At 70.0% G+C, this 23,630-nt stretch carries 23 protein-coding genes; 5 read left to right on the top strand and 18 right to left on the bottom strand.

The window, feature by feature from the left end; all coding sequences use genetic code 11:
- Nucleotides 1-14: 14 nt before the first annotated feature.
- The 3 genes from metX to EV140_RS09310 all read right to left on the bottom strand — a co-directional run bounded on the left by metX (nucleotide 15) and on the right by EV140_RS09310 (nucleotide 3,763).
- A complete protein-coding gene (gene metX, locus EV140_RS09320) occupies nucleotides 15-1,214 on the bottom strand; it encodes a homoserine O-acetyltransferase MetX (protein ID WP_130283266.1) in 1,200 nt (399 codons plus the stop codon).
- A 59-nt stretch (nucleotides 1,215-1,273) separates the two neighbouring features.
- A complete protein-coding gene (locus EV140_RS09315) occupies nucleotides 1,274-2,590 on the bottom strand; it encodes a bifunctional o-acetylhomoserine/o-acetylserine sulfhydrylase (protein ID WP_130283264.1) in 1,317 nt (438 codons plus the stop codon).
- 132 nt (nucleotides 2,591-2,722) lie between these two features.
- Nucleotides 2,723-3,763, bottom strand: coding sequence for an acyltransferase family protein (locus tag EV140_RS09310; RefSeq protein ID WP_130283262.1), 1,041 nt, complete (start codon nucleotides 3,761-3,763; stop codon nucleotides 2,723-2,725).
- 17 nt (nucleotides 3,764-3,780) lie between these two features.
- On the opposite strand from EV140_RS09310, the gene EV140_RS09305 reads away from it, so the two are divergent.
- Nucleotides 3,781-4,599: an SDR family oxidoreductase gene (locus EV140_RS09305; protein WP_130283260.1), complete on the top strand. Its 819-nt coding sequence runs from the start codon at nucleotides 3,781-3,783 to the stop codon at nucleotides 4,597-4,599.
- Here the strand turns inward: EV140_RS09305 and EV140_RS09300 are convergent.
- A complete protein-coding gene (locus EV140_RS09300) occupies nucleotides 4,586-6,091 on the bottom strand; it encodes an MFS transporter (protein ID WP_241971403.1) in 1,506 nt (501 codons plus the stop codon). The genes EV140_RS09305 and EV140_RS09300 overlap by 14 nt on opposite strands.
- Nucleotides 6,092-6,140: 49 nt before the next feature.
- On the opposite strand from EV140_RS09300, the gene EV140_RS09295 reads away from it, so the two are divergent.
- Together EV140_RS09295 and EV140_RS09290 are read left to right on the top strand one after the other, a co-directional pair.
- Nucleotides 6,141-6,842, top strand: a complete 702-nt coding sequence (locus tag EV140_RS09295) for a uracil-DNA glycosylase (RefSeq protein ID WP_422386112.1) — start codon at nucleotides 6,141-6,143, stop codon at nucleotides 6,840-6,842.
- A gap of 23 nt (nucleotides 6,843-6,865) precedes the next feature.
- Nucleotides 6,866-7,453: a GNAT family N-acetyltransferase gene (locus tag EV140_RS09290; protein ID WP_096422124.1), complete on the top strand. Its 588-nt coding sequence runs from the start codon at nucleotides 6,866-6,868 to the stop codon at nucleotides 7,451-7,453.
- On the opposite strand, the gene EV140_RS09285 is transcribed toward EV140_RS09290, so the two are convergent.
- The 3 genes from EV140_RS09285 to EV140_RS09275 all read right to left on the bottom strand — a co-directional run bounded on the left by EV140_RS09285 (nucleotide 7,422) and on the right by EV140_RS09275 (nucleotide 9,166).
- Nucleotides 7,422-8,024 (bottom strand): TetR/AcrR family transcriptional regulator, encoded by a 603-nt coding sequence (locus EV140_RS09285; protein ID WP_130283256.1) that lies wholly within the window; start codon nucleotides 8,022-8,024, stop codon nucleotides 7,422-7,424. The genes EV140_RS09290 and EV140_RS09285 overlap by 32 nt on opposite strands.
- A complete protein-coding gene (locus EV140_RS09280; RefSeq protein WP_130283254.1) occupies nucleotides 8,021-8,398 on the bottom strand; it encodes a DMT family transporter in 378 nt (125 codons plus the stop codon). Before EV140_RS09280 ends, EV140_RS09285 begins: the two co-directional genes overlap by 4 nt.
- Before the next feature lie 105 nt (nucleotides 8,399-8,503).
- On the bottom strand, nucleotides 8,504-9,166 hold the full coding sequence (locus EV140_RS09275; protein WP_130283252.1) for a hypothetical protein: 663 nt from the start codon (nucleotides 9,164-9,166) through the stop codon (nucleotides 8,504-8,506).
- A gap of 113 nt (nucleotides 9,167-9,279) precedes the next feature.
- Between EV140_RS09275 and EV140_RS09270 the strand changes: the two genes are divergently transcribed.
- Nucleotides 9,280-10,734 (top strand): amidase, encoded by a 1,455-nt coding sequence (locus EV140_RS09270; protein WP_130283250.1) that lies wholly within the window; start codon nucleotides 9,280-9,282, stop codon nucleotides 10,732-10,734.
- 19 nt (nucleotides 10,735-10,753) lie between these two features.
- Here the strand turns inward: EV140_RS09270 and EV140_RS09265 are convergent, their stop codons facing one another.
- From EV140_RS09265 to EV140_RS09220, 10 genes are all read right to left on the bottom strand, one after another.
- A complete protein-coding gene (locus EV140_RS09265) occupies nucleotides 10,754-11,416 on the bottom strand; it encodes a hypothetical protein (protein ID WP_130283248.1) in 663 nt (220 codons plus the stop codon).
- Entirely contained in the window at nucleotides 11,413-12,243 is an 831-nt protein-coding gene (locus EV140_RS09260; RefSeq protein WP_130283246.1) for an SDR family NAD(P)-dependent oxidoreductase, read from the bottom strand. The genes EV140_RS09265 and EV140_RS09260 overlap by 4 nt, the downstream gene beginning before the upstream one ends.
- Nucleotides 12,244-12,316: 73 nt before the next feature.
- Entirely contained in the window at nucleotides 12,317-13,756 is a 1,440-nt protein-coding gene (locus EV140_RS09255) for a dihydrolipoyl dehydrogenase family protein (protein ID WP_130283244.1), read from the bottom strand.
- 39 nt (nucleotides 13,757-13,795) lie between these two features.
- Nucleotides 13,796-14,581 (bottom strand): crotonase/enoyl-CoA hydratase family protein, encoded by a 786-nt coding sequence (locus EV140_RS09250; RefSeq protein WP_130283242.1) that lies wholly within the window; start codon nucleotides 14,579-14,581, stop codon nucleotides 13,796-13,798.
- Between the two features lie 87 nt (nucleotides 14,582-14,668).
- A complete protein-coding gene (locus EV140_RS09245; protein WP_130283240.1) occupies nucleotides 14,669-15,472 on the bottom strand; it encodes an arginase family protein in 804 nt (267 codons plus the stop codon).
- Between the two features lie 4 nt (nucleotides 15,473-15,476).
- On the bottom strand, nucleotides 15,477-16,610 hold the full coding sequence (locus EV140_RS09240) for a DUF418 domain-containing protein (RefSeq protein WP_130283238.1): 1,134 nt from the start codon (nucleotides 16,608-16,610) through the stop codon (nucleotides 15,477-15,479).
- A complete protein-coding gene (locus EV140_RS09235) occupies nucleotides 16,607-17,347 on the bottom strand; it encodes a PspA/IM30 family protein (protein WP_096422102.1) in 741 nt (246 codons plus the stop codon). The genes EV140_RS09240 and EV140_RS09235 overlap by 4 nt, the downstream gene beginning before the upstream one ends.
- A gap of 104 nt (nucleotides 17,348-17,451) precedes the next feature.
- Complete coding sequence (locus EV140_RS09230) at nucleotides 17,452-18,267, bottom strand: hypothetical protein (protein WP_130283236.1); 816 nt, start codon at nucleotides 18,265-18,267, stop codon at nucleotides 17,452-17,454.
- The gene (locus tag EV140_RS09225) at nucleotides 18,260-18,778 is read right to left on the bottom strand and encodes a sigma-70 family RNA polymerase sigma factor (protein ID WP_241971402.1); all 519 of its coding nucleotides are present in this window, start codon (nucleotides 18,776-18,778) and stop codon (nucleotides 18,260-18,262) included. The genes EV140_RS09230 and EV140_RS09225 overlap by 8 nt, the downstream gene beginning before the upstream one ends.
- A 133-nt stretch (nucleotides 18,779-18,911) precedes the next feature.
- On the bottom strand, nucleotides 18,912-20,837 hold the full coding sequence (locus EV140_RS09220; protein WP_130283234.1) for a phosphoenolpyruvate carboxykinase (GTP): 1,926 nt from the start codon (nucleotides 20,835-20,837) through the stop codon (nucleotides 18,912-18,914).
- A gap of 136 nt (nucleotides 20,838-20,973) precedes the next feature.
- Here EV140_RS09220 and EV140_RS09215 point away from each other — a divergent pair, with 136 nt between their 5' ends.
- Nucleotides 20,974-22,407, top strand: coding sequence for a helix-turn-helix domain-containing protein (locus EV140_RS09215; RefSeq protein WP_096422096.1), 1,434 nt, complete (start codon nucleotides 20,974-20,976; stop codon nucleotides 22,405-22,407).
- A gap of 25 nt (nucleotides 22,408-22,432) precedes the next feature.
- Here the strand turns inward: EV140_RS09215 and EV140_RS09210 are convergent, their stop codons facing one another.
- Nucleotides 22,433-23,620, bottom strand: a complete 1,188-nt coding sequence (locus EV140_RS09210; protein WP_130283231.1) for a RimK family alpha-L-glutamate ligase — start codon at nucleotides 23,618-23,620, stop codon at nucleotides 22,433-22,435.
- Nucleotides 23,621-23,630: the final 10 nt, after the last annotated feature.

Raw genomic sequence — 23,630 nt, 5'->3', positions numbered from 1 at the left:
ACACGCGAGCGGGGTCAGTCGGCGAGCAGCGCCGCTAGATGCCGGCCGACGAGCTCGTCCTCGATGAGGAACGCGTCGTGGCCGAAGGGGGAGGAGATGACGACCGCTTCCGAGCCGTGAATGGTCGTCGGGATGCCCGCTGCGATCGCCTGCTGCTGTTCGACCGGGAACAGCCGGTCGGTGTCGATGCCGAGCACAAGGGCGCGTGCGGTGACCGTCCCGAGCACGTCGGCGAGCGTGCCGCGGCCGCGGGTGACGTCGTGCGAGTTCATCGCCTCGACGAGCGTGATGTAGCTGTTGGCGTCGAATCGCCGGGTGAACTTGTTGCCGTGAAAGTCGAGGTAGCTTTCGACCGCGAAGCGCCCGCCGTGGCCGAGCGGGTCGAGGGCGCCCTGCCATGAGCGTTCGAAACGCTCATTCAGCTCGTCGGGTGAGCGGTAATTCAGGAGCGCCATGCGCCGGGCAAGGGCGAGCCCGCGATACGGCCCCTCGTCCTCGTCGTAGTAGGCGCCGTTGCGGAACGTCGGATCCATGCGGATCGCCTCGATCTGCACCGAGTTCAGAGCGATCTGATCGGCGTTCGAAATGGCAGGAGCGGCGAGGATGGCGACGCGGTCGAGTCGATCGGGCGAGCCGACCGCCCACTCGATCGCGTGCATCCCGCCCATCGACCCGCCGATGACGGCGGCGAAGCGCTCGATGCCCAGCCGGTCGGCGAGCAGGCGCTGCGCGGCAACCTGGTCGCGGATCGTGAGGTACGGGAAGCGCGACCCCCACTCGACGCCGTCGGGGGCGAAGGAGGCGGGGCCGGTCGATCCCTGGCAGCCGCCCAGCATGTTGGGGGCGACGACGAAGTAGCGGTCAGTGTCGATCGGAAGGCCCGGACCGACGATGCCGCCCCACCAGCCGGCGGTGGGATGCCCGGGACCGGGCCTGCCGACCACGTGGCTGTCACCGGTCAGCGCGTGCACGATGAGCACCGCATTGGATGCGTCGGCGTTCAGTTCGCCCCACGTCTCGTAGGCGAGACGCGTGACGGGTAGCGTCTCACCCGACACCAGCGCGAGGGCTCCGAGCGAGGCGAATTGGCGGTCGCCCGGGTCATCCCCCTCGCGCCACGCGCCGGTCGTCGGAGGGGTGCCGCGCAGGGCGCGACGATTCGCCTCGGTGATGAACGCCGAGGGAACGGTGTCTTCGCTGGTCTGCCAGTCCATCAGGGCCATTCTGGTGCACGCGCGGGGTGCTGGCCCGCACGTGCACCAGGGACCGAGTGCTACGCGCCGGCGGTCTTCGCGGCGGCGAAGCCGCGCTCGAGGTCGGCGATGATGTCGTCGAGGTTTTCGAGCCCGACGGACAGGCGCACGAGGCCGGGCGTGACTCCCGCCGTCAGCTGCTGCTCGGCGGTGAGCTGCGAGTGCGTCGTCGAGGCGGGGTGGATGATGAGGCTGCGCACGTCGCCGATGTTCGCGACGTGGCTGAACAGCTGCACGCTGTCGACCAGCGCGCGACCGGCGTCGACCCCGCCCTTCAGCTCGAACGAGAGCACCGCGCCGACGCCCTTCGGGGCGTACTTCTGGCCGGCCGCGTGCCAGGCGCTCGACTCGAGGCCGGCGTAGTCGACGTGCGCAACATCCGGGTGCGCCTCGAGCCACCGAGCGACGGCGAGGGCGTTCTGCACGTGCCGCTCGATGCGCAGGCTGAGCGTCTCGATGCCCTGAATCAGCTGCCAGGCGTTATCGGGCGAGATCGCCGAGCCGATGTCGCGCAAGAGCTGCACGCGCGCCTTGATGATGTAGGCGATGCCGTCGCCGAGCACGCCCGTGTAGCTGGCGCCGTGGTACGAGGGGTCGGGCGCGGTGAGTCCCGGGAACTTGTCCACGTGCTGCGACCACGGGAAGCTCCCGCCGTCGACGATGACGCCGCCGAGCACCGTGCCGTGCCCGCCCAAGAACTTCGTCGCCGAGTGCACGACGATGTCGGCGCCGTGCTTCAGCGGCTGAATGAGGTACGGGGTCGCGATCGTGTTGTCGACGATGAGCGGCAGTCCCGCCTCGTGCGCCACACCGGCGACCTTCTCGATGTCGAGGATGTTCACCTTCGGGTTACCGACCGTCTCACCGAACAGCAGCTTCGTGTTCGGGCGGATCGCCGCTCGCCATGCCTCGGCGTCGTCCTGGTCCTCGACAAAGGTGACCTCGATGCCGAGCTTCGCGAGGGTGTACTTGAACAGGTTGTAGGTGCCGCCGTACACGGTCGACGACGAGACGATGTGGTCGCCCGCGTTCGCGATGTTCAGCACGGCGTAGGTCGTCGCCGACTGGCCAGACGACAGCAGCAGCGCGGCCGTGCCGCCCTCGAGGGCCGCGACGCGCTGCTCGACGACGTCCTGCGTCGGGTTTTGGATGCGCGTGTATATGTTGCCGAACTCGGCCAACGCGAACAGGTTCTTCGCGTGGGAGGAGTCGTTGAACGTGTAGGCGGTCGTGCGGTAGACCGGCGTCGCTCGGGCGTTCGTGACCGGGTCGGGCTGCGATCCGGCGTGGATCTGCAGCGTCTCAAAGCGCCAGTCGGCGGTGGGGTTCTCGCTCATGATGGGTCCTTCCCTGTCGCGGTGTGCCCACGCTAGGGGGCGGCGAGTGGGGCGGCAACGGCTCGTGACACACGCCGTAACCGGACCGTGACACCGGGCGTCACGCGGGGTGTCTCGCGGGGTGTCTCGCGACTAGCGTTTTGACGAGAGAAGCCACTCGACGCGCGGTTCGATGATGGGTCGGGTGATCGCGCGCACGGGGCGACTCGCGAGCACCACCGTGAGGGCAACCGACCCGGCGATCAGGCCGACGAACCACACCCACCCCGGGGCGCCCACCCCGGTGAGCTCGCTCTGCCGCAACGCATAGAGCGGGAACGTGTGCAGCAGGTACACGTACATCGTGTGCGTGCCGATCGACGTGATGGGCGTCACGGTCCGGGGCACGAGCGCCAGCATGCTGAGCGTCATGAGCACGCCGAGCCCGATGACGAGCAGGCGCACGACGCCCGCCCACCATTCGTCGAGGCCGAGGGCCGCATACGGGTCGGCGTAGAACAGGATGCGCCCGGCGCCGATCGACCCGAAGTAGTCGGTGCCGATGAGGGCGATGGTGGCGGCCGTGCCGAATACGAAGGCCGCCACCGCGCGGGTCACGACCACCGTCGGGTCGAAGCGGGCGCGCTCGAGCCAGCGCACGCGGTCGATCACGCGGGTGTGGGCGAGCCACCAGCCCAGCGTGAAAAACGGCAGGAGGCCGAACAGGCGCGACAGCGAGAAGGTCGTGTCGACGCTGTCGACGTAGCCGACCCCCACCGACAAAAGGATCGTGACGACGAGCGGCCACCGCAGGCGGGCGATGACCGGCAACACCATGCGGAAGATCGCGAGCGCGAGCAAGAACCACATTGTCCACGACGGCGACGCCGGGTCAAACGTCGTGCCGCCGGTGACGACGAGGCGGACGACGGTCCAGATCGTCTCAACGATCAGGTACGGCACAAGCAGGTCGGTGACGATACGCCCCCACTGCTTCTTCCCGGGCTCCGCCCTGCTGAAGTACCCGGCGAGCAGGGCAAAGGCCGGCATGTGGAACGCGTAGATGACGAGGTACGTCGCATACGACGGCGCGTACTGACTGTTCAGAGGCTGAATCGCGTGTCCGATGACGACGAGGGTGATGGCGATGGCGCGGGCCGTATCCCAGTACGGGGTGCGAGTCGTCGTAGGCACCGCGTTAGCCTACGAGCATGAGCGACCACAGCGCTTCCACGAGCCACCCCGCCCGACGTCACGCCCTCGTCACCGGAGCCTCCAGCGGCATCGGCGCCGCCACCGTCCGCCGCCTCGCCGCCGCCGGCTGGCACGTCACGGGCGTCGCGCGCCGCGCCGACCGCTTGGAGGCGCTCGCCGCCGACACGGGATGCTCGGTGCACGTCCTCGACGTGACCGACGACGCCGCCGTGGCCGGCCTCGCGGACGTGCTGCGGGCATCCCGTGAATCGGGGGCGCCGCCGGTCGACGCCGTCGTGCTGAACGCGGGGCTCGCGATCGGGGTCGATCCGGTTGTCGAGGCGTCCACGGCCGACTGGGCGCGCATGTTCGACGTGAACGTGCTCGGCGCCCAGCGCGTGCTGCGCGTCCTCGTGCCGATGCTGCGCGACACGGCCCGCGTGCGCGGCGGGGCCGACATCGTCGCCGTCACGTCGACGGCCGGCCAGCGTGCCTACGAGGGCGGCGCCGGGTACTCGGCGTCGAAGGCGGGTCTGCGCATCATGATGGACGCGCTGCGCCTCGAACTCGCCGGCGAGCCCCTGCGGGTAATGCAGGTGGCCCCCGGCATGGTGCGCACCGACGAGTTCACGCTGAATCGGCTCGGGGGTGACGCCGAGCGCGCGGCGGCGCTGTACGAGGGCGTGGACCGTCCGCTGACCGCCGACGACGTCGCCCGCGTGATCGTCGACGCGCTGGGGCTGCCCGCGCACATCAACGTCGACGAAGTGACGATGCGGCCCGTCGCGCAGGCCGCGCAGCACAAGCTCGTGCGCGGTCCGCTCAGCCCTCGGTAGGGGCGTCGGGGCGCGCAGACCCTGCCCCGGGAGAGGCGATCGTTTCGGCCACCTCGTCGATGATCGGGTCGCGGAAGGCAAGCTTCGGCACAAACACGAGCAGCACCGCGCCGATGAGGGCGGTGCCGCCGCAGATCGCGAAAACCGTCATGTAGCCGCCGTAGGTGCCAGCCGTCGCGACCACCGACTGCGTTCCGACGTAGACCACGACGATCGCGAAGATTGCGCTCGCGAACGAGCCGCCGATCGTCTTCGTCGTGTTGGTGAGGCCGGCGGCGATACCAGTCTGCCCGAGCGGTGCCCCGGCGGCCGCAGCGGCCGGCAGGGCGGCGACAAGCGCGCCCGAGCCGAGCCCCGCGATCACCATGTTGGTCGCCACCTGCACGGGAGTGAAGTGGAGCGGCAAGAAGAGCAGGTAGCCGACCGCCACGAGGCTTGTCGCGACGATGAGGGCGACCCGAGGGGAGAGTCGCCGCGCCGTCGCTGAAAACAGGGCTGCACCGGTGATCATGCCGATGAGGTAGACGCCGACGATGGTGGAGATGTCACTCGCGCCGAGCCCGAGGCCGTACCCCGCCTCGACGGGGGTGCCGGCGAACGTGGCGAGCGGCGCCTGCGCGCCCAGCACGCTGATGCCGAAAAGCCCCGCGACCAGCTGCACGGGCCACATCTCGGGCCGGCGCAGCACACGAATGTCGATCGCCGGGTCGGGGTGGCCGAGCACCCAGCGGCCGAAGGGGTAGAGCAGAGCGAGCCCCAGCAGAATCACGAGGTAGACCCAGATCGCCTCCGGCCCGTTGATGCGCAGGAACGCGAGCCCGCTCGTGATGGTCATGAGCGACAGCGTCAACAGCACGAAACCAACGGTGTCGAGTCGGCGACCGGGAACAGGTGTCGACTCGGGTATCCCGAACAGGATTACGAAGAATGCGATCGTCACCGCGATCGCGGGCACGGCGAATGTCAACGGCACATTGCCGTCGAACGCGTCGAAGATGCGCCCGCCGCCGAGCGCGCCCACGATCGCGCCTGCCTGCAGGGCGACGACGAGCAGTCCGGCCGCGCGCCGGGTCTGCGAGGGGCCCCGGCCCGTCGTGCGCCCCCGGTCGAAGATCAGCGCAATCTCGAGCGGCAGCCAGACGACATAGAAGCCCTGTAGCGCCCAGGCGAACAGGAAGCTCCAGAAGTCGGCGGCGGCGACGAGCCACCAGCTCGCGCCCGCCGTTACGACGGTCGAGATCAGCAGCACCTTCTTGTGCCCGATCATGTCGCCGAGCTTCGCGAGGATCGGCACCACGAGCGCGCTCAGCAGCAACTGCGCGGCCTCGAACCAGTTGAACTCGGGGTCGTTGATGGCGAGGTACCGGGCGAGGTCCGGGATGAGCGGAATGTAGTAGCCCTGAATGATGCCGCTGACGAACTCGACGAAGAACAGGTACCCGACGAGCCCTGCAGTGATCGCGCCAGATTTTCCGGCCAGCCTCGATGCCATGGTCGCGAGGCTAGCCCTCGGGATGCCCAGGGCTCGGTAGCGTGGGCCCGTGCGCGTCCCCGAGATCATCGCCCCGCCAGGCGGCCTGGGTGACGGCTGGGCCGTGGCGCTTGACACGGTGGACCCGCAGTTCGACGACGCTCTGGCGGCGATCGCCGCCCGGCTCGATGCTGAGGCCTCTGCGGGCCGCGAATGGCTACCGGCTCCTCAGCGTGTGCTGCGCGCGCTGACCGTGCCGCTCGCCGATGTGCGGGTTCTCGTCATCGGCCAAGACCCGTACCCGACGCCCGGCCATCCCGTCGGCCTCGCCTTTTCGGCGGATCGCTCCGTGCGGCCGCTTCCGCGCAGTCTCGCGAACATCTACCGCGAGCTCGCCGATGACGTGGGAGTCCCCCCGCCGCCGCACCCCGACCTGTCACCGTGGTCCGAGCGCGGCGTGCTCCTACTCAACCGCGTGCTCACCGTCGCGGCGGGCCGGGCGAACTCGCACCGCGGCCTCGGTTGGCAGCGCGTCACCGATGCCGTCGTGCGCGCCCTCGTCGCGCGCGGCGGACCGCTCGTCGCCGTGCTCTGGGGGCGCGATGCGGAGGCCGTGCGCCCGCTACTGGGCGATGTTCCGGTGGTCGCGAGCGCACATCCGAGCCCTCTGTCGGCCCGCCGCGGGTTCTTCGGCTCACGCCCGTTCAGTCGGGTGAACGCGGCGCTTCTCCTGCAGGGTGCCGAGCCGATCGACTGGGACATCAGCCCGTAACCCGCGCGACGTAGGCTGATTCCATGCTTGAGGAGGAATACCAGCAGCGTCGGCGCTTGCCGCGTCACCTGAAGCCTGCCCCCGAGCCAGAACCGGAGTTCAGTTTCACCCTGCGCGACGCGGTGACCGCCGACCTGCCCGCGGTGCGCGAGATCTACAACCACTACGTCGCGAACTCGACCGTCACGTTCGACGAGCAGCCGTGGACGCTGAAGGGGCTGAAGCAGAAGTTCGCGCATCTGCAGAAGCTGGGGTACCCGTTCCTCGTCGCCGAATCGCCCCGCGGTCAGCTACTCGGGTTCGCGTACGTGTACCCCTGGAAAGAGAAGGCCGCCTACCGCTACACGGTCGAGAACTCGATCTACCTCGCGCCCGCCGCCACCGGTCGAGGGCTGGGCAAGGCCATGCTCGGCGAGCTACTCGAGCGCGCCGCCGACGCCGGGGTGCGCGAGGTGGTCGCCGTCATCGCTGACCAAGGCGCCGAGGGCTCGATTCGCCTGCACGAGTCGTTCGGCTTCACTCAGACCGGGTCGATGGGCCGCGTCGGCTTCAAGTTCGACCGGTGGCTCGGCATCGTGCTCATGCAGAAGTCATTGCGTCGTCGTCGCTGAGCGGGGCAAGCGCCGCGGCGACCGCCGCGCGCACGTCGGCGGGCGTGTGCGGTTCGCCACGCCACAGCATCCGCAGGATCAGTCCGTCGAGTGCGAGCGCCGCCGTGCTGATGCGCGTGGCGCGATCCTGTGCGTCCTCCGGCAGTGCCGTGGCCAGGTCCCGCTCGAGCAGGGTGTACCAGTGTTCGGCGTCGGGGCGAAGTGCGGGCCGCCGGGTGGCGAGCAGCAGCAGTTCGTAGTGGGCGACCGCGGTCGAGCGCTCGTCGATCGCATACTGGCGGATCGTCGCGGCCGCGGCGTCGACGTCGAGCGCATCGAGCGGGCCCACGGTTGCGTCATAGTCCGCGATGCTCCGCCGAAGAACCGACACGAGCAGGTCGTCGATGTCCGCGAAGTAGTACGTTGCCGCCGACGTGGGCAGCCCCGCCTCGGCCGCCACCGCACGGTGGGTGAGGGCAGCCGGGCCGTCACGCTCGATGACCGTGAGCGCGGCGTCCAGCAGGGCGTCTCGGCGCGCGCGGCCCTTGGCGGTCAACCGGGGGCTGTCATCCCGGCGTGCACTCGGGCTCATGCCTTCGGGAGGGTCGCCGGCGCACTGAGCCCGCTGGCCACGGACGCGTCGTGGTCGCCCGTCAGCTCGACGAGGGCGACGCCGGCGATGATCAGGGCGATGCCGATGAGCTGACCGATGGTGAGCGTCTCGCCGAAGACGAGCCAACTGACGCCGGCGACGAGCGCGACGCCCATACCCGCCCAGATGCCGTAGGCCGTGCCGAGGGGCACGCCGCGACCGAGCGACGCCGACAGCATCGTGAAAGCGGCGATGTAGCCGACGACCACGATGGGGAAGGCCCACCAGACGACCCGCTCGCCGCTCGTGAGCTTCAGGAAGCTCGTGGCGATGACCTCAGCGACGATCGCGCCGGCCAGATAAATGTACCCCATGGCACCCTCTCCTCAATTCTGGAACAAATGTACCAAAAATAGGATGAGTTGGCAGGGCGCGCCGATGATGGGGCGCCGACGTGCGGCGCTGACTGGACCCTCGCGCTACTCGAGGGCGCCGTAGGCAACCCCGCGCAGCTCTTCGGTCAGCAGAATCGACTCGTCGAAGCCGGCCCGCCCGCCGAGCGAGTTCAACATCGAGAACCACGCATCGTTCGTGATCAGGTTGTAGATCGCGGGCGGCCCTCCCGCATCGCCGATGAGGCCGTAGGCGAGCGAGGAGTCGTCGCGGTCGTACGCGATGTACCCTTGTGCGATCAGGTCGTCGATCGTCTGCGCCCGGGTCGCGGCGTTCAGCGGAGCAACGCTCAGCAGGATGGTCGAGAGATCGACACCCTCCTGCCCCCACACGCAGCTGATGCCGCCGACGAGCTGCTCGGGAGTCTCGTCGAAGAAGAAGTCGTCGCCGTAGATGCTGCCAGGGCCGCCCAGCAGTTGCAGGTTCTGCGCCTCGAGTGACGCCACTCGCGCGGTCGGCAAGATCTCGGTGCAGTCGGTGGGCATCGCGAAGACGAGTTCGGGCTCCGGTTCGGGCTCGGGTTCCGGCTCGGTCGCGGGTTCCGGCTCCGGCGCCGTGGTCGGTGCGGCGATCGGCTCGGGGGCCTCGATGGGCTCGGCGGCGCACGCGCCCAGACCGACGGCGAGAAGACCCCCGGTAAGGGCGGCGACGAGGCGGGAAGCGCGGCGATGGCAGAAAGCGGTCACCATGGCGCGAATGTATCAGCGTGAGCAGAACGGAATAGGCACGATTCCCCGGGGCGCGGCCCTTTGCATCCTCTTCGTTGCCGAATCGATACGGCGCACCGCCGTAGGCTGACACGGTGACCGCACTGCACGAGTTGACCGCCCTCGAGCAGTGGAGTCTCATCCGATCCGGCGAGGTCACGCCCGGGGACCTCGTTGAGCACTATCTGGCGCGCATCGAGAGGCTGAACCCCGAGGTCGGGGCGTTGACCGTGGTCGCGGGCGGCCGGGCGCGTGACGCCGCGGCACGCCTCACGGAGACCGTCAGCACCGCCGCGCCGCTGTTCGGATTGCCGCTCGTCGACAAGGAACTCACGGCCAGGGCCGGGCAGCGCACCACCTACGGCTCGCGCCTGTTCGCCGACAACGTGCCCGAGGCCTCTGACGAACTCGCCCGGCACCTCGATGAGGCCGGGGCGATCAGCCTCGGGGCGAGCGCGGCGCCCGAGTTCGGGCTGCCGTCGTACACCGAGTCGCGCGTCGCGCCGCCCGCGCGCACGCCGCACGCCCTCGACAGGGGTGCTGGTGGGTCGAGCGGCGGGGCGGCCGCCGCGGTTGCTGCCGGCCTCGTGCCGTTCGCTCCGGGCTCCGACGGCGGAGGCAGCATCCGCATCCCCGCTGCGGCGTGCGGCATCGTGGGGCTCAAGCCCTCTCGGGGCAGGGTGCCCGCGGGCAGCGGGCTCGCATCGCTCGCCGGACTCGTGGTCGCGGGCCCTCTCGCCCGTACCGTCGCCGACGCGGCGCTGTTGCTCGACGCGCTCGTCAGCGCCAGCCCCTGGCCATTCGCGACGCGCGCCGCTGGCCCCGCGGCGGAGGGACCGTTCCTCGCCCACGCGGTCCGCGGCGAGGGGCGTGTCCAGGTGGGCGTGCTGACCGAGAGTCCCTGGCAGCTCGACTATGAGCTGACAATCGCGCCTGAAGCGCGCCACGCCCTCGACCGGGCCATCCGCCACCTCGACGACATGGGCCACGGTGTCGACGACATCGACCTGGGGCCGAGCGACGACTGGGCCGGCTACCCCGACGCGTTTCGGATCGTCTGGATGGCAGCGGCCGCCGGAATCCCGGCCGAGAGCGACGCCGAGCTCGCGCTGCTCGAACCGCTCACGGCCTGGCTGGTCGCCCGAGGACGCGAGTTGCCGGTCGCCCGTCTCACGGCGGCGCTGTCGTGGCTCTCGGGCTTCGAACGGCGGCTGATCGCGCGGTTTTCGAGCGTCGATGTCGTGATGACGCCGGCACTCGCGCTGACTCCGCGCCCGCTCGGCTGGTACGACGCGGGGGATGCGGAGCGCAACTTCGCGCAGCAGGTGCAGTACACCCCGTGGACGAGCATGATCAACGTCGCGGGGCTTCCCGCCATCACGATCCCGATGGGGCTGAGCCGCGAATCGGACGGCGAACTCAGCGATCGACCCGGCATGCCCATGGGCGTGCAGCTCATCGGCCGGCCGGGCGGTGAGGCAACGCTGCTGGCGGTGGCCGCGCAACTGGAACGGCGGCTACGGCTTCCGTCGACCCCCGTGCTCGACTGAGCGCCGGGGCGAGCTGCCGCTACGGCGCGCTGAGCTGCGCGCCCGCGTCGAGGGTGAGCGGTTCGGCATCGCCGCCGAAGGCCTCCGTCGCGACGAGGAGGCCGTCAACGATGAGGTGCGCCTCGCTGTACGGGAAGTCGCCGTCGACCACGAGCGTGTAGAGCTGCCCGCCGAGTGCCGAGGACCCGGTGAACCCCGCCGTGTCGGTCAGGTGCTCGGCAACGAAGTCGGCCGTTGCGTCGTCGATGCGGATGATCGTGGTCGTCGACCCGCTCTCGCTGAACGGCAGGATCCAGCTGCAGCTGACTCGCTCCATCGCACCCTGGAGGAGGGCGACGATCACGGAATCGCCGCTGCCCCAGCCACCGGCACCCGCCGCGGCCGTGTCGCCGAGTGACTCACGCCCCTCGTCGGTGAGTTCTGCGGTGAGCTCGGGGGAGTAGATCTCGTCGCAGCCCGGCAAGGCGACGACGTCGTCCGTGTCGCCGTCGCCCGGGTCGATGCCGGAATCGGCGTCGGGGGTCGGCGAGGCCGAGGCGGGCGCATCCGGCGATGACGGAAGGGTATTCGGATCGGGCCCCGCGCATCCGGCCAGCGCGAGAAGAGCCGCGACGGTCAGCGCCGCGGCGCGAATCGATGGGGCAAGGCGAACGCGGGCACGGGGGCGCGCGGGCTGGGTCATGCGGTGTCTCCGGTGCGAATTCTGCTGCCGAACCGATCTTCGACCGCCGCGAACAGCTCATCGCCGAGCCGCGTGTCGGTGGCCGAGCGGTGGGTGGCCCCCCAGGGTGTCAGACCGTCGAAGTAGGTGCCGTTGGGCACGCCCAGTTCGGGAGTGTCGACCAGGTGTACGACTGGCGCGGCACCGGCCTCGACGCTGATCTGCAGGGGCGCGGTCAGCGATTGAACGACTCGCGCGCTCGACGACCCGGCACCGAACCCGCTCCGCACGTATCCGGGATGCACGGCCACGTTCTCGAGTCCCGTGCGCGCGGCCAGGGCGCGCGCGTACAGAATGACGCCGAGTTTCGCGGCGGCGTAGGGCTTCCACCCGCCCTTGTAGGGGCGGCGGTCGAAGTCGAGGTCGTCGATGCGCAGGCCACCGAGGCGATTCATGACGCTCGAGGTGTGCACGATGCGGGCCCGGCTCTCGGTGAGGCGCGGAAGGAGGAGGGTGGTGAGGAGGGCGCTTGCGAGCAGGTTGCGCTGGAGCGTTGTCTCGTGACCGTCGACGGTGAGCGCGCGCTGCGGCACGAGACCGCCCGCGTTGTTGACGAGCACGTCGATGCGTCCGAAGCGACCCTGGAGTGCGTCGGCGAGGGCGCGCACGTCGTCGAGGCGATCAAAGTCGGCGACGAACGGGACGGCGCCGATCTCGGCCGCGACATGGGCGGTGCGTTCGGGGTGACGGCCGGCGACCGCGACCTGCCAGCCGCGTCGGACGAGTTCGCGCGCCGCCTCAGCGCCGATGCCGGCGCTTGCCCCCGTGATGACGGCGGTACGGCTCATCTAGACCACGTCCATGCGCCCCATACTGGCAGGAATTGTCTACTCCCGCTTGCCGGAATTCGACAGGGGGTGGTCAGGAGGGTCTGCCGAGCGCCTCGAGGAGGCGCAGCCAGACTTCGCTGGCCGTCGGATACGCGGGCACGGCATGCCACAGCCGCGCAATCGGCACTTCGCCGACGATCGTGACGGTGGCGGCGTGCAACAGTTCGGCGACCTCGTCGCCGACGACCGTGAAGCCGACGATGACATCGCGCTCGGCGTCGACCACGAGCCGGGCCTGACCCTCCGCACCGTCGCGGTGCACCGAGACGCCGGCGACGCGTCCGAGCGCGTAGTCGACGACGCGGGTGGGGATGCCCGCTTCGGCGGCCTGGTCTGCCGTCAGTCCGACGCTTGCCACTTCGGGGCTCGAGAAGCACACCTGCGGCACGGCACGATGGTCGGCGGTCGCCACGTGCGTTCCCCAGGGAGCGTCGTCGATGGGCCGCCCCGCCGCGCGGGCGGAAATCGCGTCACCGGCCGCGCGAGCCTGGTACTTGCCCTGGTGGGTCAGCGGCGCCCGCATGGTGGCGTCACCGGCCGCGTACAGCCAGTCGGTGCCGGTCACGAGCATCGTGTCGTCGACGGGGAGCGCGTCGCCGGGGGTGAGGTGGTCGAGCCCGAGAGTGTCGACCCCGACGTCTGCGGTGCGCGGCGTCCGGCCGGTGGCGACCACCACCTCGTCGGCCTCGATGGTGTCGCAGCCTGCGAGCGACATGCGGACGCGTCCCGTAGCGTCGCGCTCGACCCGGGTGGTCCCTGTGTGCGTCAGCACCCGCGCGCCTGACTCTTGCAGGCGCTGAGCGACCGCATCGCCGGCAAAGTCTTCGAGCGCGGCGAGAAGGCGACCGCGCGCGATAACCGTCACCGAGCATCCGAGAGCGGTGTATGCGGTGGCCATTTCGACGGCCACGACGCCGCCACCGATGATGGCGAGCGAGCCGGGCACCTCTTTCGCGCTCGTCACCTCGCGGCTCGTCCACGGCTCCGCCTCGACGAGGCCCTCGATCGGCGGGATGCTCGCCCCGCTTCCCGTGCACACCGCAACGGCGTGCCGGGCGGTCACCCGCCGCGTCGCGCCCTCGGCGTCGGTAATCACGACCGTGCGCGCGCCGTCGAGCCGGGCGTGCCCGCGCGCGAGGTCGATGCCGGCCTGCTCGACCCAGCGCACCTGGCCGCTGTCGTCCCAGTGTGCGGCGAAGGAGTCGCGGCGGGCGAGCACAGCGGCGACGTCGACGCGGTCACCGGAGATGGCCTCGGCCGCCCCGCCGACCGCGCGGGCGGCGTTGAGCGCGGCGGCCGAGCGCAGGAGCGCCTTCGACGGCATGCAGGCCCAGTACGAGCACTCGCCGCCCACCAACTCGTGCTCGATCAGCAGGGTGCGAAGACCGCCCTGCACGGTGCGATCGGCGAGATTCTCGCCCACGGCGCCGGCGCCGATCACGATGACGTCGTACTGGTCGTCGCTGCTCATGGGGTCTCCGTTCGGCGGGCGGTCACATGGCGCTCAGAGTCAGCGCCCGATGAACTGGGGCGTGGACCGGGTCATGAAGGCTTCCACGCCGATGCGGGCGTCTTCTGTCTGCATCAGGCGGACGAGGTCGCTGGGAAGGCGGGTCGCGGCGGCGGTCTCGCCCTCCGCGACGGCGAGGCGGGCGTTGGCGAGGGTCGCCTGCACGGCGAGTGGTGCCTGGGCGGCGATGGTCTGGGCAATCGCCGTGGCCCGCTCGAGCTGCGTGCCCGGTTCGACGACCTCCTGCACGATGCCGATGCGGTGCGCCTCGTGCGCGTCGAAGCGGTCGCCCGTGAGCATCCAGCGCATGGCGTTGCCCCAGCCGGCCTGAGCGGCGAAGCGGGTCGTCGCGCCGCCGAACGGCAGGATCGCGCGGGCCACTTCCAGCTGCGCGAACACGGTGTCGGAGGCGGCGACGACGATGTCGCTCGCGAGCGCCAACTCGATGCCGAGGGTCAGGCAGGTGCCCTGCACGGCGAGCACGACGGGCTTCGAGACCCGGGTGCCGTCCATGCCCCACGGGTGAATACCGCCTTCGGGAACCATGTCGAGGCCGCTCGCCCCGATGCGCGGGGCGATGTCGGCGAGGTCGAGCCCTGAGGTGAAGTGCTCCCCGTGGGCGTAGACGACGCCCACGCGCAGCTCGGGGTCGCGGTCGAGTTCGCCGTACGCGAGGGCGAGCTCGCTGAGCAGCCGATGGTCGGCGGCGTTCATCTTCTCGGGGCGGTTCAGGCCGATGAGCAGCAGGTGGCCGTCGCGGTCGACGGTGACGCGGGGTTCAGACATGGCAGCAGGCTAGTGATCGGGATGCGCCGGACGCCGATTCCTGTGGCATTCGCTCAGCGGGCACGATGTCCGAACGCGCATTCATTGTCAGTCGGCGCTGAGCGCGGCGATGACGCGCAGGATCGTCGCGGACTCGTCGGCGAGCAGCTCGGGGTCGGCGTCGGCCGCGGGCGCGTACTCGGTGACGCCGGCTCCGCCGAGCGGAAGGGCCGCGCGAGCGTCACGCACCGCGCCGAGCAGCTCGTCGAGGCTCAACCCGAACGGCTCGGCAAAGCCCACACTCGCCATGATCGACGGATCGAGCACGTCAAGGTCGATGTGTACGTACAGCACCGCGTCGTCGCCCGCGCGCGCGGCGATGGCGGCGCCGACCGCGTTGGCCGTCGCGGTGTCGACGCCGAGGCGCTCGGCCGCTTCCGCCTCCGCGTCGTCCAGCGCGCGCACGCCGAGCATGACGACGTCCGCGGAAGCGACGAGCCCCGAATCGATCATGTCGCGCAGCACCATGCCGTGGTAGGCGCCGCTCGGGCTCGTCTCGGCGGTGTTCAGGTCGGCGTGGGCGTCAGCCCACAGCAACACGACGCGACCGCGGCGGGCCGCCCGTTCCACCCCGGCGAATTCGACGCCGCAGTCGCCGCCGATCACGATGGCAACCTCGCCGTCTTCGAGCCCTGCGAGGGACTTCTCGGTGCGTTCACGGGTGAGCCGAATCGAACTGAATCGGTGGATGCCCGTTCCCTCCGCGTCTCCGGCTTCGAGTGGCACCTCCACGATGTCGGTCGCGCGACCCGGCAGGTCGGCCGCGATCGCCTCTGCACCCTGCTGCAGGCGCATGGCGCGCGCGGCACCCGACCCCTGCCACTGCGGAACGACCGTGAAGCGACGCATCATCCGCTCAGTCTGGCACTGACGCGCGCCGAGCGGCGGAGCCGGCCACGAGCATCCCGACCTGCGCGAGCGCGTATTCGAGCGGGCCGCGCCGTCCGAGCCGCTCGGCGATAAGCGCGAGAGCGGCGCTTCCGACGAGAAGGACGCCGAGCATCCACCAGCCGGCCGGGCTCTCGTACGCGCCGGCGGGGCCGATGCCGGCCACGCCCACAACGAGCGCGATGACGAGCACGTGCAGGGTGTAGATCGTCAACGGCATGCGCCCGATCGCCGTGAGCGGAGCGAGCGCCACCCGCGCGAGCGCGGCGACGCGGCCGCCGGTGTCGAGCAAAAGCAGGGCCGCGCCGATGATCGCGACGGCGAGTCCGCCCGAGCCGACCAGTTCTGCGGGGGTCACGGAGTGTGCCTCGGCGCTGACCCCGGGGATGAGCAGGCCGGCGCCGTAGCCGGCGAGGGCGGCGGTGAGCCCCGCGGTCACCATGACGAGTCGGGTCAGGGTCGACGACAGGTCGCTGCGCTGGGCGATGAGACCGGCGCAGAGCAGCGGAACCCACAGCAGGGCGGGGTAGTAGCCGGTGAGGAAGGCGTCAGCGAGAACCGACGCGGGGTTCTGGGCGAGGTCGAGCGCCCGGTCGACCGGGCTCGTCGCCGAGTAGAGCACGTACGGCGGCAGCGAGTCGGTCAGGCTCACGAGCAGCGGGCCGATCGCCAACAGCGCCGCGCCCACGATCGCGAGCACCGTGCGGTTCGCGAACAACAGCGGCACCATCAGCAGGAACATCAGCCCGTAGGCGTCCAGGATGATGGCGATGTTCGTCGGCAGTGTCCAGAGCCAGAGGCCAAGCAGCATGAGCAGCAGCGCGCGAACACCGAGCGACGCCCGCGCGCGTCCCCGGATCACCCCGGTTCTCTCGGGGTGCTCGGCCGCGCGGGTGGGGGCGAGCAGGCCGAGAGAGAGGCCGGCCAGCACGGCGAACAGGATCGACGGCCGACCGTCGACCACCAGTTCGGCGTCCGTCGTGCGCGGAATGACGTGCGCCGCGATCATTCCGACGATCGCGAGCCCGCGGGCCGCGTCGACGCCGACGAGCCGCAGCGGTCGAGCGCCCGGGACGCCTGCCGTCGCTCCGCCCGCCGTCACTGACCGTCGGTGAGCTGCGCGGGACCGCCGCCCGCCTTCAGCGCTGCCAGCCGCGCCTCAATCTCGGTCTGGGTGCTGACGTCCTCGAGAGCCTCGAACTGCGCATCGAGCGTCGATGCGGCGAGCTCTTGGCGGCCGAGCACTCGCGCCTCCTCGCGGCGGATTTTCTCTTCGAAACGGCCCAGCTCGCTCGTCGGGTCCATGATGTCGATCGACTGCACGGCGTCCATGACCCGCGACTGCGCTTCGGCGATTTTTGCGCGCGCCACGAGCTCGTCGCGCTTGCCGCGCAGCTGCTCGAGCTTCATCTTCATGCCCTCGAGGCCGCTCTTCAGCTGCTCGACGACGGCCGTCTGCGACTGGATCGTCGGCTGGGCGGCGCGGGCCTGATTCTCGCTCGCCAGCTGCTTGCCGAGCGCAACCTTCGCGAGATTGTCGAACTTGTCGGCGTCGGCCGCGTTACCCGCAGCGCGGAACTCGTCGGCCTTCGCGCTCGCCGCGACCGCCTTACGGCCCCAGTCCTGCGCCGTCGCGACGTCTTCGGCGTAATCCTGCTCGAGCAGTCGCAGGTTGCCGATCGTCTGCGCGATCGCCGCCTCCGCCTCCTGGATGCTCGCGGTGTAGTCCCGCACCATCTGGTCGAGCATCTTTTGCGGGTCTTCGGCCTGGTCGATCAGGGCGTTGATGTTCGCCTTCGCGAGCTGCGCGATGCGACCGAAGATGGACTGCTTCGTCATGGGGGGGCCTTTCGTGAGGGTCCTGGCGCGCGCACCGTCGTCGCGCGGGCGGCGGAAGCGATTCTTCCACCGCGCGCGCCCGCGCGTCGAGGATTCGCCCGTCTCTAGGGAAGAACCAGGGATGCTCGCGGCGAGATCACGACGACCGGATCGCTCATCGGCTCGCCGTCGTCGGTCTGCCGCACGTCGAGCGCGGCCACAACCTCGTACGCGCCCGGGCCTGGGAGCGGGGATCCACCGCGGATGCTCGCCTCCGGGTCGGTGCCACCGCAGTCGACGAGTTCGAGCGCCCCCGTGTACTCGAGCGACTCGCCGGGGTCGAGCGTCGGCACGAGCGCGGCGGCCTCCATCCCGACCGTCGACCAGATCACCTCGCCGTCGCGGGCGAGCCCAACGACGAGGTGCGTGGCGGTCAGAAGCTCGAGGCGTTCGGAGGAGACGTTGGTGAGGGTGCCGGTGACGGTCAGTTCGCCGTCTCTGGCTGAACTCCCGTCGAGCGGAGCGAGCTCGAGACGGAGCCGATCGTCGCCGGAGTGTCCCTCCGGGGGGAGGGGCTCGCCGCAGCGCGCGACGTCCCACACGGTCTCGCCGTCGGCCCCGCCGAGGTCCCGGTCCACCTCGTCTCCGCCGTCGGGGCTGGCAAACGGCTCTGCCGCGCCGTCGGAGGTGTCGTCGTCGCGGACACTCTCGCTCGCCGAGAACTCGCCTGCGCCGCCAACGAGGCCGGGCATCCCGGCGATCGCGACGCCGCCGAACCCGGCGACGAACGCGACCGCGGCCGCGCCCAGCCCCAGCTGGGCGGGCAGTCGGCGGCGACGCGCGCCGCGCGCGATCGCGGCCGCATCGAGCGGGATTCCGGGGCCGGAGGCGTCCTGCGCGTCGGCGCGCAGCATCCGTTCGATTCGTTCGTGGTCAGACATGGGGCAGCTCCCTTCGAGCGTCGTCGAGAGCAGCAGCGAGCTTCGCGAGGCCGTCGCTCAAGTAGCGCTTGACGGCTCCCGAGCTGATGCCGAGGGTGCGGGCGATGTCGTCCACCATGAGATCGCCGTAGTAGCGATGCACGACGCAGGCGCGTTCGCGAGGGCTCAGCCGGTCGAGGTGACCGCGCATGTCGAGCCGCTCGTCGCTCGCGCCGCCGGCCGCGGGAACCGCGTCGTCGGTGACGAGCAGGTGCGCTCGCTGTCGAAAACGGGTCGCCCTGCGTCCCGCATCGACGTACGCGCTCGCGATCGCTTTGCGCACGTAGCTTTCCGCCGTCTCGACGTCGAAGCCATTGCGTAGCCGGCCGAAGGTCTTCTCCAGCGCGGTCTGCACGAGGTCGGCCGCGTCGTCTCGGTTTCCGCACAGCATGACGGCATACCGCGTGAGCGCGTCGCCCCGCAGGGCAACGAGCTCGGTGAGAACGGCCTCCCAGCCCGCCGTGCGCGCCACTCGCCTCCCTCCACCGTGCGTGTCGCGTGAGTGTTGCTCTCACCGTGTCAGACGAACGGGCGATGCGAAACGTTGGGGGCGGCCCGCCGCGAACTTCGCGACGGGCCGCCCCCGTGTGCTGTGTGTGTGCCGGCTACGCGGTGCCCGCCTCCGCCTCGCGCTGGGCACGCACCCGCGAGCGCAGGTGGCTCAGTTGGTGTCGCAGCTCGGCGGGCAACTTGTCGCCGAAAGTCTGGAAGAAGTGCTCCACGTCGTCGGCCTCGGCCTCAAGCTCGTCGGTGTCCATCCGGAACAGCTCAGTGAGGTCCTCTTCGGGAAGGTCGAGCCCCGCAACGTTGAGCTCGCCCTGACGGGGGATGCCGCCGAGCGGGGTCTCGTCGATGCACGCCTCACTCTCGAGGCGGGCGACCATCCACTCGATGACGCGGCCGTTCTCGCCGAATCCGGGCCACAGGAACTTTCCTTCGGGGCTCTTGCGGAACCAGTTCACCTGGAACACGCGCGGCACCCGGGCCGAGCGGCGCAGGCGCTTACCGAAGTCGAGCCAGTGGGCGAAGTAGTCGGCCATGTTGTAACCGGCAAACGGCAGCATCGCGAACGGGTCGCGGCGCAGCTGCCCGACTGTGCCCTCGGCGGCCGCCGTCTGCTCTGACGAGATCGTGGCGCCCATGAAGACACCGTGATCCCAGTCGCGCGCCTCTACCACCAAGGGCGCGAGAGCACGTCGGCGGCCGCCGAAGATGATGGCGTCGATGACGACGCCCTCCGGGTCGTCCCAGGTGTCCGCGATGGACGGCGCCTGGTGAGCGGCCACGGTGAAACGAGAGTTCGGATGCGCGGCGGGGCGACCAGAATCGGGCGTCCACTCTTCTCCGCGCCAGTCGATGAGACGCGCCGGGGGCGTGTCCGTCAGTCCCTCCCACCAGACGTCGCCGTCCTCGCGAAGCGCCACGTTCGTGAAGATCGTGTTGCCCCAGAGGGTGTCGACGGCTGTGCGGTTGGTGGAGATTCCGGTGCCGGGGGCGACGCCGAAGAAGCCGGCCTCGGGGTTGATGGCGCGCAGGCGACCGTCCTTCCCGATGTGCAGCCAGGCGATGTCGTCGCCGATCGTCTCTACCGTCCAGCCCGGAGTGGTCGGGGTGAGCATCGCGAGGTTCGTCTTGCCGCACGCACTCGGGAACGCCGCAGCCATGTGGTATTTCTTCCCCGCGGGCGACGTCACCTTGATGAGCAGCATGTGCTCCGCGAGCCAGCCCTCGTCGCGGGCCATCACCGAGGCAATGCGCAGGGCAAAAGCCTTCTTCGCGAGGATGGCGTTGCCGCCGTAGGCCGAGCCGTACGACCAAATTTCGCGTTCTTTCGGGAAGTGCGCGATGTACTTCGTCTCGTTGCAGGGCCACGGCACGTCCTTCTGGCCGTTGTTGAGCGGGGCGCCGACGGAGTGCACGGCGGGAACCCAGGACTGGCCGCGGGCGATCTGAGCGAGCGCTGCCGAGCCCATGCGGGTCATGGTGCCCATCGAGACCACGACGTAGGGCGAGTCAGTGAGCTGCACGCCGTAGCGTGTCATCGATGACCCGATCGGCCCCATCGCGAACGGCACGACGTAGAGGGTGCGGCCGCGCATGCTGCCCGTAAACAGCGGCTCGAGCTCAGCGCGCATCTGCTCGGGTGCCATCCAGTTGTTGGTGGGGCCGGCATCCTCTTCTCGCTCGGAGCAGATGAAGGTGCGCTCCTCGACCCGTGCGACGTCGCGCTCGTCGGAGCGCGCGAGGAATGAGTAGGGACGGATGTCGGGGTTCAGCTGAGTGAGGGTGCCGGCGGCGACGAGCTGCTGCAGCAGTGCGTGCCGCTCGCGGGTGCTGCCGTCGACCCAGTAGATCTGGTCCGGGGTGGTGAGGCGCGCAATCCGCTCGACGAAGGCGACGACGTCGGCCGGCCGGTCGGCCTCCAGCACGACGGGCGCGCTCGACGGGGAGTTCGCTGCGGTCGTGATCTCTGGGCGAGCGTCGGGCGTGCGGTGCGGGGCCGTCGTGCGCGGGCGGTCGAGCAGCGTCATGGGAGCGTCTCCTTCGGTGCGTTCGTGCCGGATCGGGCGGCCTGTCGTGGCGTGTTTCCACTTTTGCCGATATCCGGGCGCCATTTGAGGCAGATCACGTGGAAAGAATCGCGTTTCTTTCGCTAGAGTGAAGTGCATGGGTGATCTTGTGACGCTGGGGCAGCGCATCCGGCATTTCCGACAGGAAGCCGGCCTCACGCTCGATCAGGTCGGTGAACAGGTGGGCACGGCCGCGAGTCAGCTGTCCCTCATCGAGAACGGGCGACGCGAGCCGCGCGTCACGCTTCTCGGCGAGATCGCGAAGGCCCTCGGTGTCACCGTTCCCGATCTGCTCGACGAGACGCCGCCGTCGCCGCGGGCCGCCCTCGAGATTGAGCTTGACCGGCTGCAGCGCTCGGCGCTGTACGCGCGGCTGGGGCTTCCGCCCGTGCGACCGGGACGCACCCTCGGCGACGACGTGCTCGAAGCTCTCGTCGGGCTGCACCGCGAGCTGGTCGACCGAGAGCGGCGCAGCATCGCCACCCCGGAGGAGGCGCGGCGCGCGAACACCGAGCTGCGTCACCGCATGCGCGAGAAGAACAACTACCTGCCCGACCTCGAAGAGCTCGCCGAAAACCTCGTGCGCTCCTCCGGGCATGTGAGCGGCGCCATCACCCACCGCGAGGTCGGCCTCATGGCGAAGCGGCTCGGCTTCGAGCTGGTGTACGCGAATGACCTGCCGCGCTCGGCGCGCAGCATCACCGACCTCGAAAACGGTCGCATCTACTTGCCCCCGGCCTCGATCCCCGGCGGGCACGGTCTGCGTTCGATGGCGCTGCAGGCGATGGCACACCGGATGCTCGGCCACGAGGTGCCCGAAACATACGCCGACTTCTTGCACCAGCGGCTCGAGATCAACTACTTCGCGGCGGCGTGCCTCATGCCGCTCACCCAGTCGGTCGCCTTCCTGCAGCAGGCCAAGAGCGACCGCAACATCGCGGTCGAAGATTTCCGCGACGCGTTCGGCGTCACCCACGAGGCGGCCGCGCTGCGCTTCACGAACCTCGCCACGAGCCACCTCGACCTACAGCTGCACTTTCTGCGGGTCGGCGATGACGGCGCCGTCTACAAGGCGTACGAGAACGACGGGCTGCGGCTGCCCGTCGACGTCACCGGCTCCACCGAAGGGCAGCCGGTCTGCCGCAAGTGGAGTGCGCGCGTCGCCTTCACCCGCACCAACCGCACGACCGAGTTCTACCAGTACACCGACACCCCCGAAGGCACGTTCTGGGAGTCGACGCAGACCGGCACCGGAACAGGCAGCGAATTCTCGATCACGGTGGGCGTGCCGTTTGCCCAGGCGAAGTGGTTCCGCGGCCGCGAGACGACGCAGCGCCAGGTGTCGACGTGCCCCGACCCCGCGTGCTGCACACTGCCCGACAACGAGTTAACGGGCCGCTGGGGCGGCAAAGTGTGGACGAGCGCCCGCCTGCACGCGCACATCCTCTCGCCGCTGCCGAGCGGAACATTCCCCGGCGTCGATGACCAGGAGGTCTACCGCTTCCTCGAGCAGCACGCCAGCGACGACTGAACGGACGCGACGCGGATGCTCGGGGCTAGTTCTCGAGGCGCGCTTGCTTCGGAAGGCGCCGCACTTTTGCTCTGCGCCGGCGCGTCGGAATCATCGAGCGCATCTCGTCCATCTTGCCGAAACACAGCAGTCGATCTTCGGCCTCGAGCACCTGGCTGCGCTTCGGGTTCGGGATCACGCTGATCCCGCGATTGATCGTGAGCACCGTGATGTCGCGCTCGAGCAGGCCCGAGTCGCCGAGGCTCTTGCCGACGATGTCGGCGCCCGCGTGCACGTGCAGCTCGGCGACGCCGTAGCCCGTCGACACGCTCAGCCGCTGGCGCACGTCGATGTCGGGGAAGGCGACCTCGCCCGAGATGTAGTCGATGATGGCGCCCGCGACATCCAACTTCGTCGCCGCTTCGATTCCCTGGAGTCCAGGCGAGGAATTGACCTCCATCACGAGAGGGCCATCGTTGCCCTCGAGCATGTCGACGCCGGCGACGCGCAGTCCCATGATCTGGGCACTGCGCACGGCGGCGCGCTCATACTCAGGGCTGAGCTCGACGGCCTCGACGCTGCCGCCGCGGTGCACGTTGGAACGGAACTCGTCGCCCGCCGCCGTACGACGCATCGCCGCGACTACGCGGTCGCCGATGACGAGCGCTCGGATGTCGCGGCCCCGACTCTCTGAGATGAAGCTTTGAATCAGCACGTTCTGGTTTGTTGAGTGCAGCGTCTCGATGATCGCCTCGGCGACCTTCACCTGGGGGGCGAGAATCACGCCGATCCCCTGGGTGCCCTCCAGCAGCTTGATGACGACCGGGGCGCCACCCACTCGCTCGATCGCGGGGCGCACGTCCGCGCGGTTGCGCACGAAAGCGGTGGCGGGCATCCCGATGTTGTGTCGAGACAGAATCTGCGTCGCCCGCAGCTTGTCGCGGGCGTTCATGATGCCGTTGGCGGTGTTCGGCGTGTAGACGTCCATCTGCTCGAACTGCCGCACGACGGCCGTGCCGAAGTACGTGATGGAGCTGCCGATGCGGGGGAGCACGGCGTCGTAGCTCGACAAAGGCTTCCCCCGAAACTGCAGGTCGGGTTCATCGCTCGAGAGATCGATCGCGAACTTCAGCGTGTTCAGAACCTTCACCTGGTGCCCGCGGTCGAGCGCGGCGGCGCGCAGACGCTGCGTCGAGTAGGCGTGCGGCGCACGGGAAAGGATGGCGAGTTTCACGGTTCCGTCC

This window comes from Microcella alkaliphila (assembly GCF_004216855.1).
GTDB lineage: Bacteria > Actinomycetota > Actinomycetes > Actinomycetales > Microbacteriaceae > Microcella > Microcella alkaliphila.
Note: the sequence above shows the minus strand (reverse complement) of the source record. Positions and strands in the feature narration are given on the sequence as shown.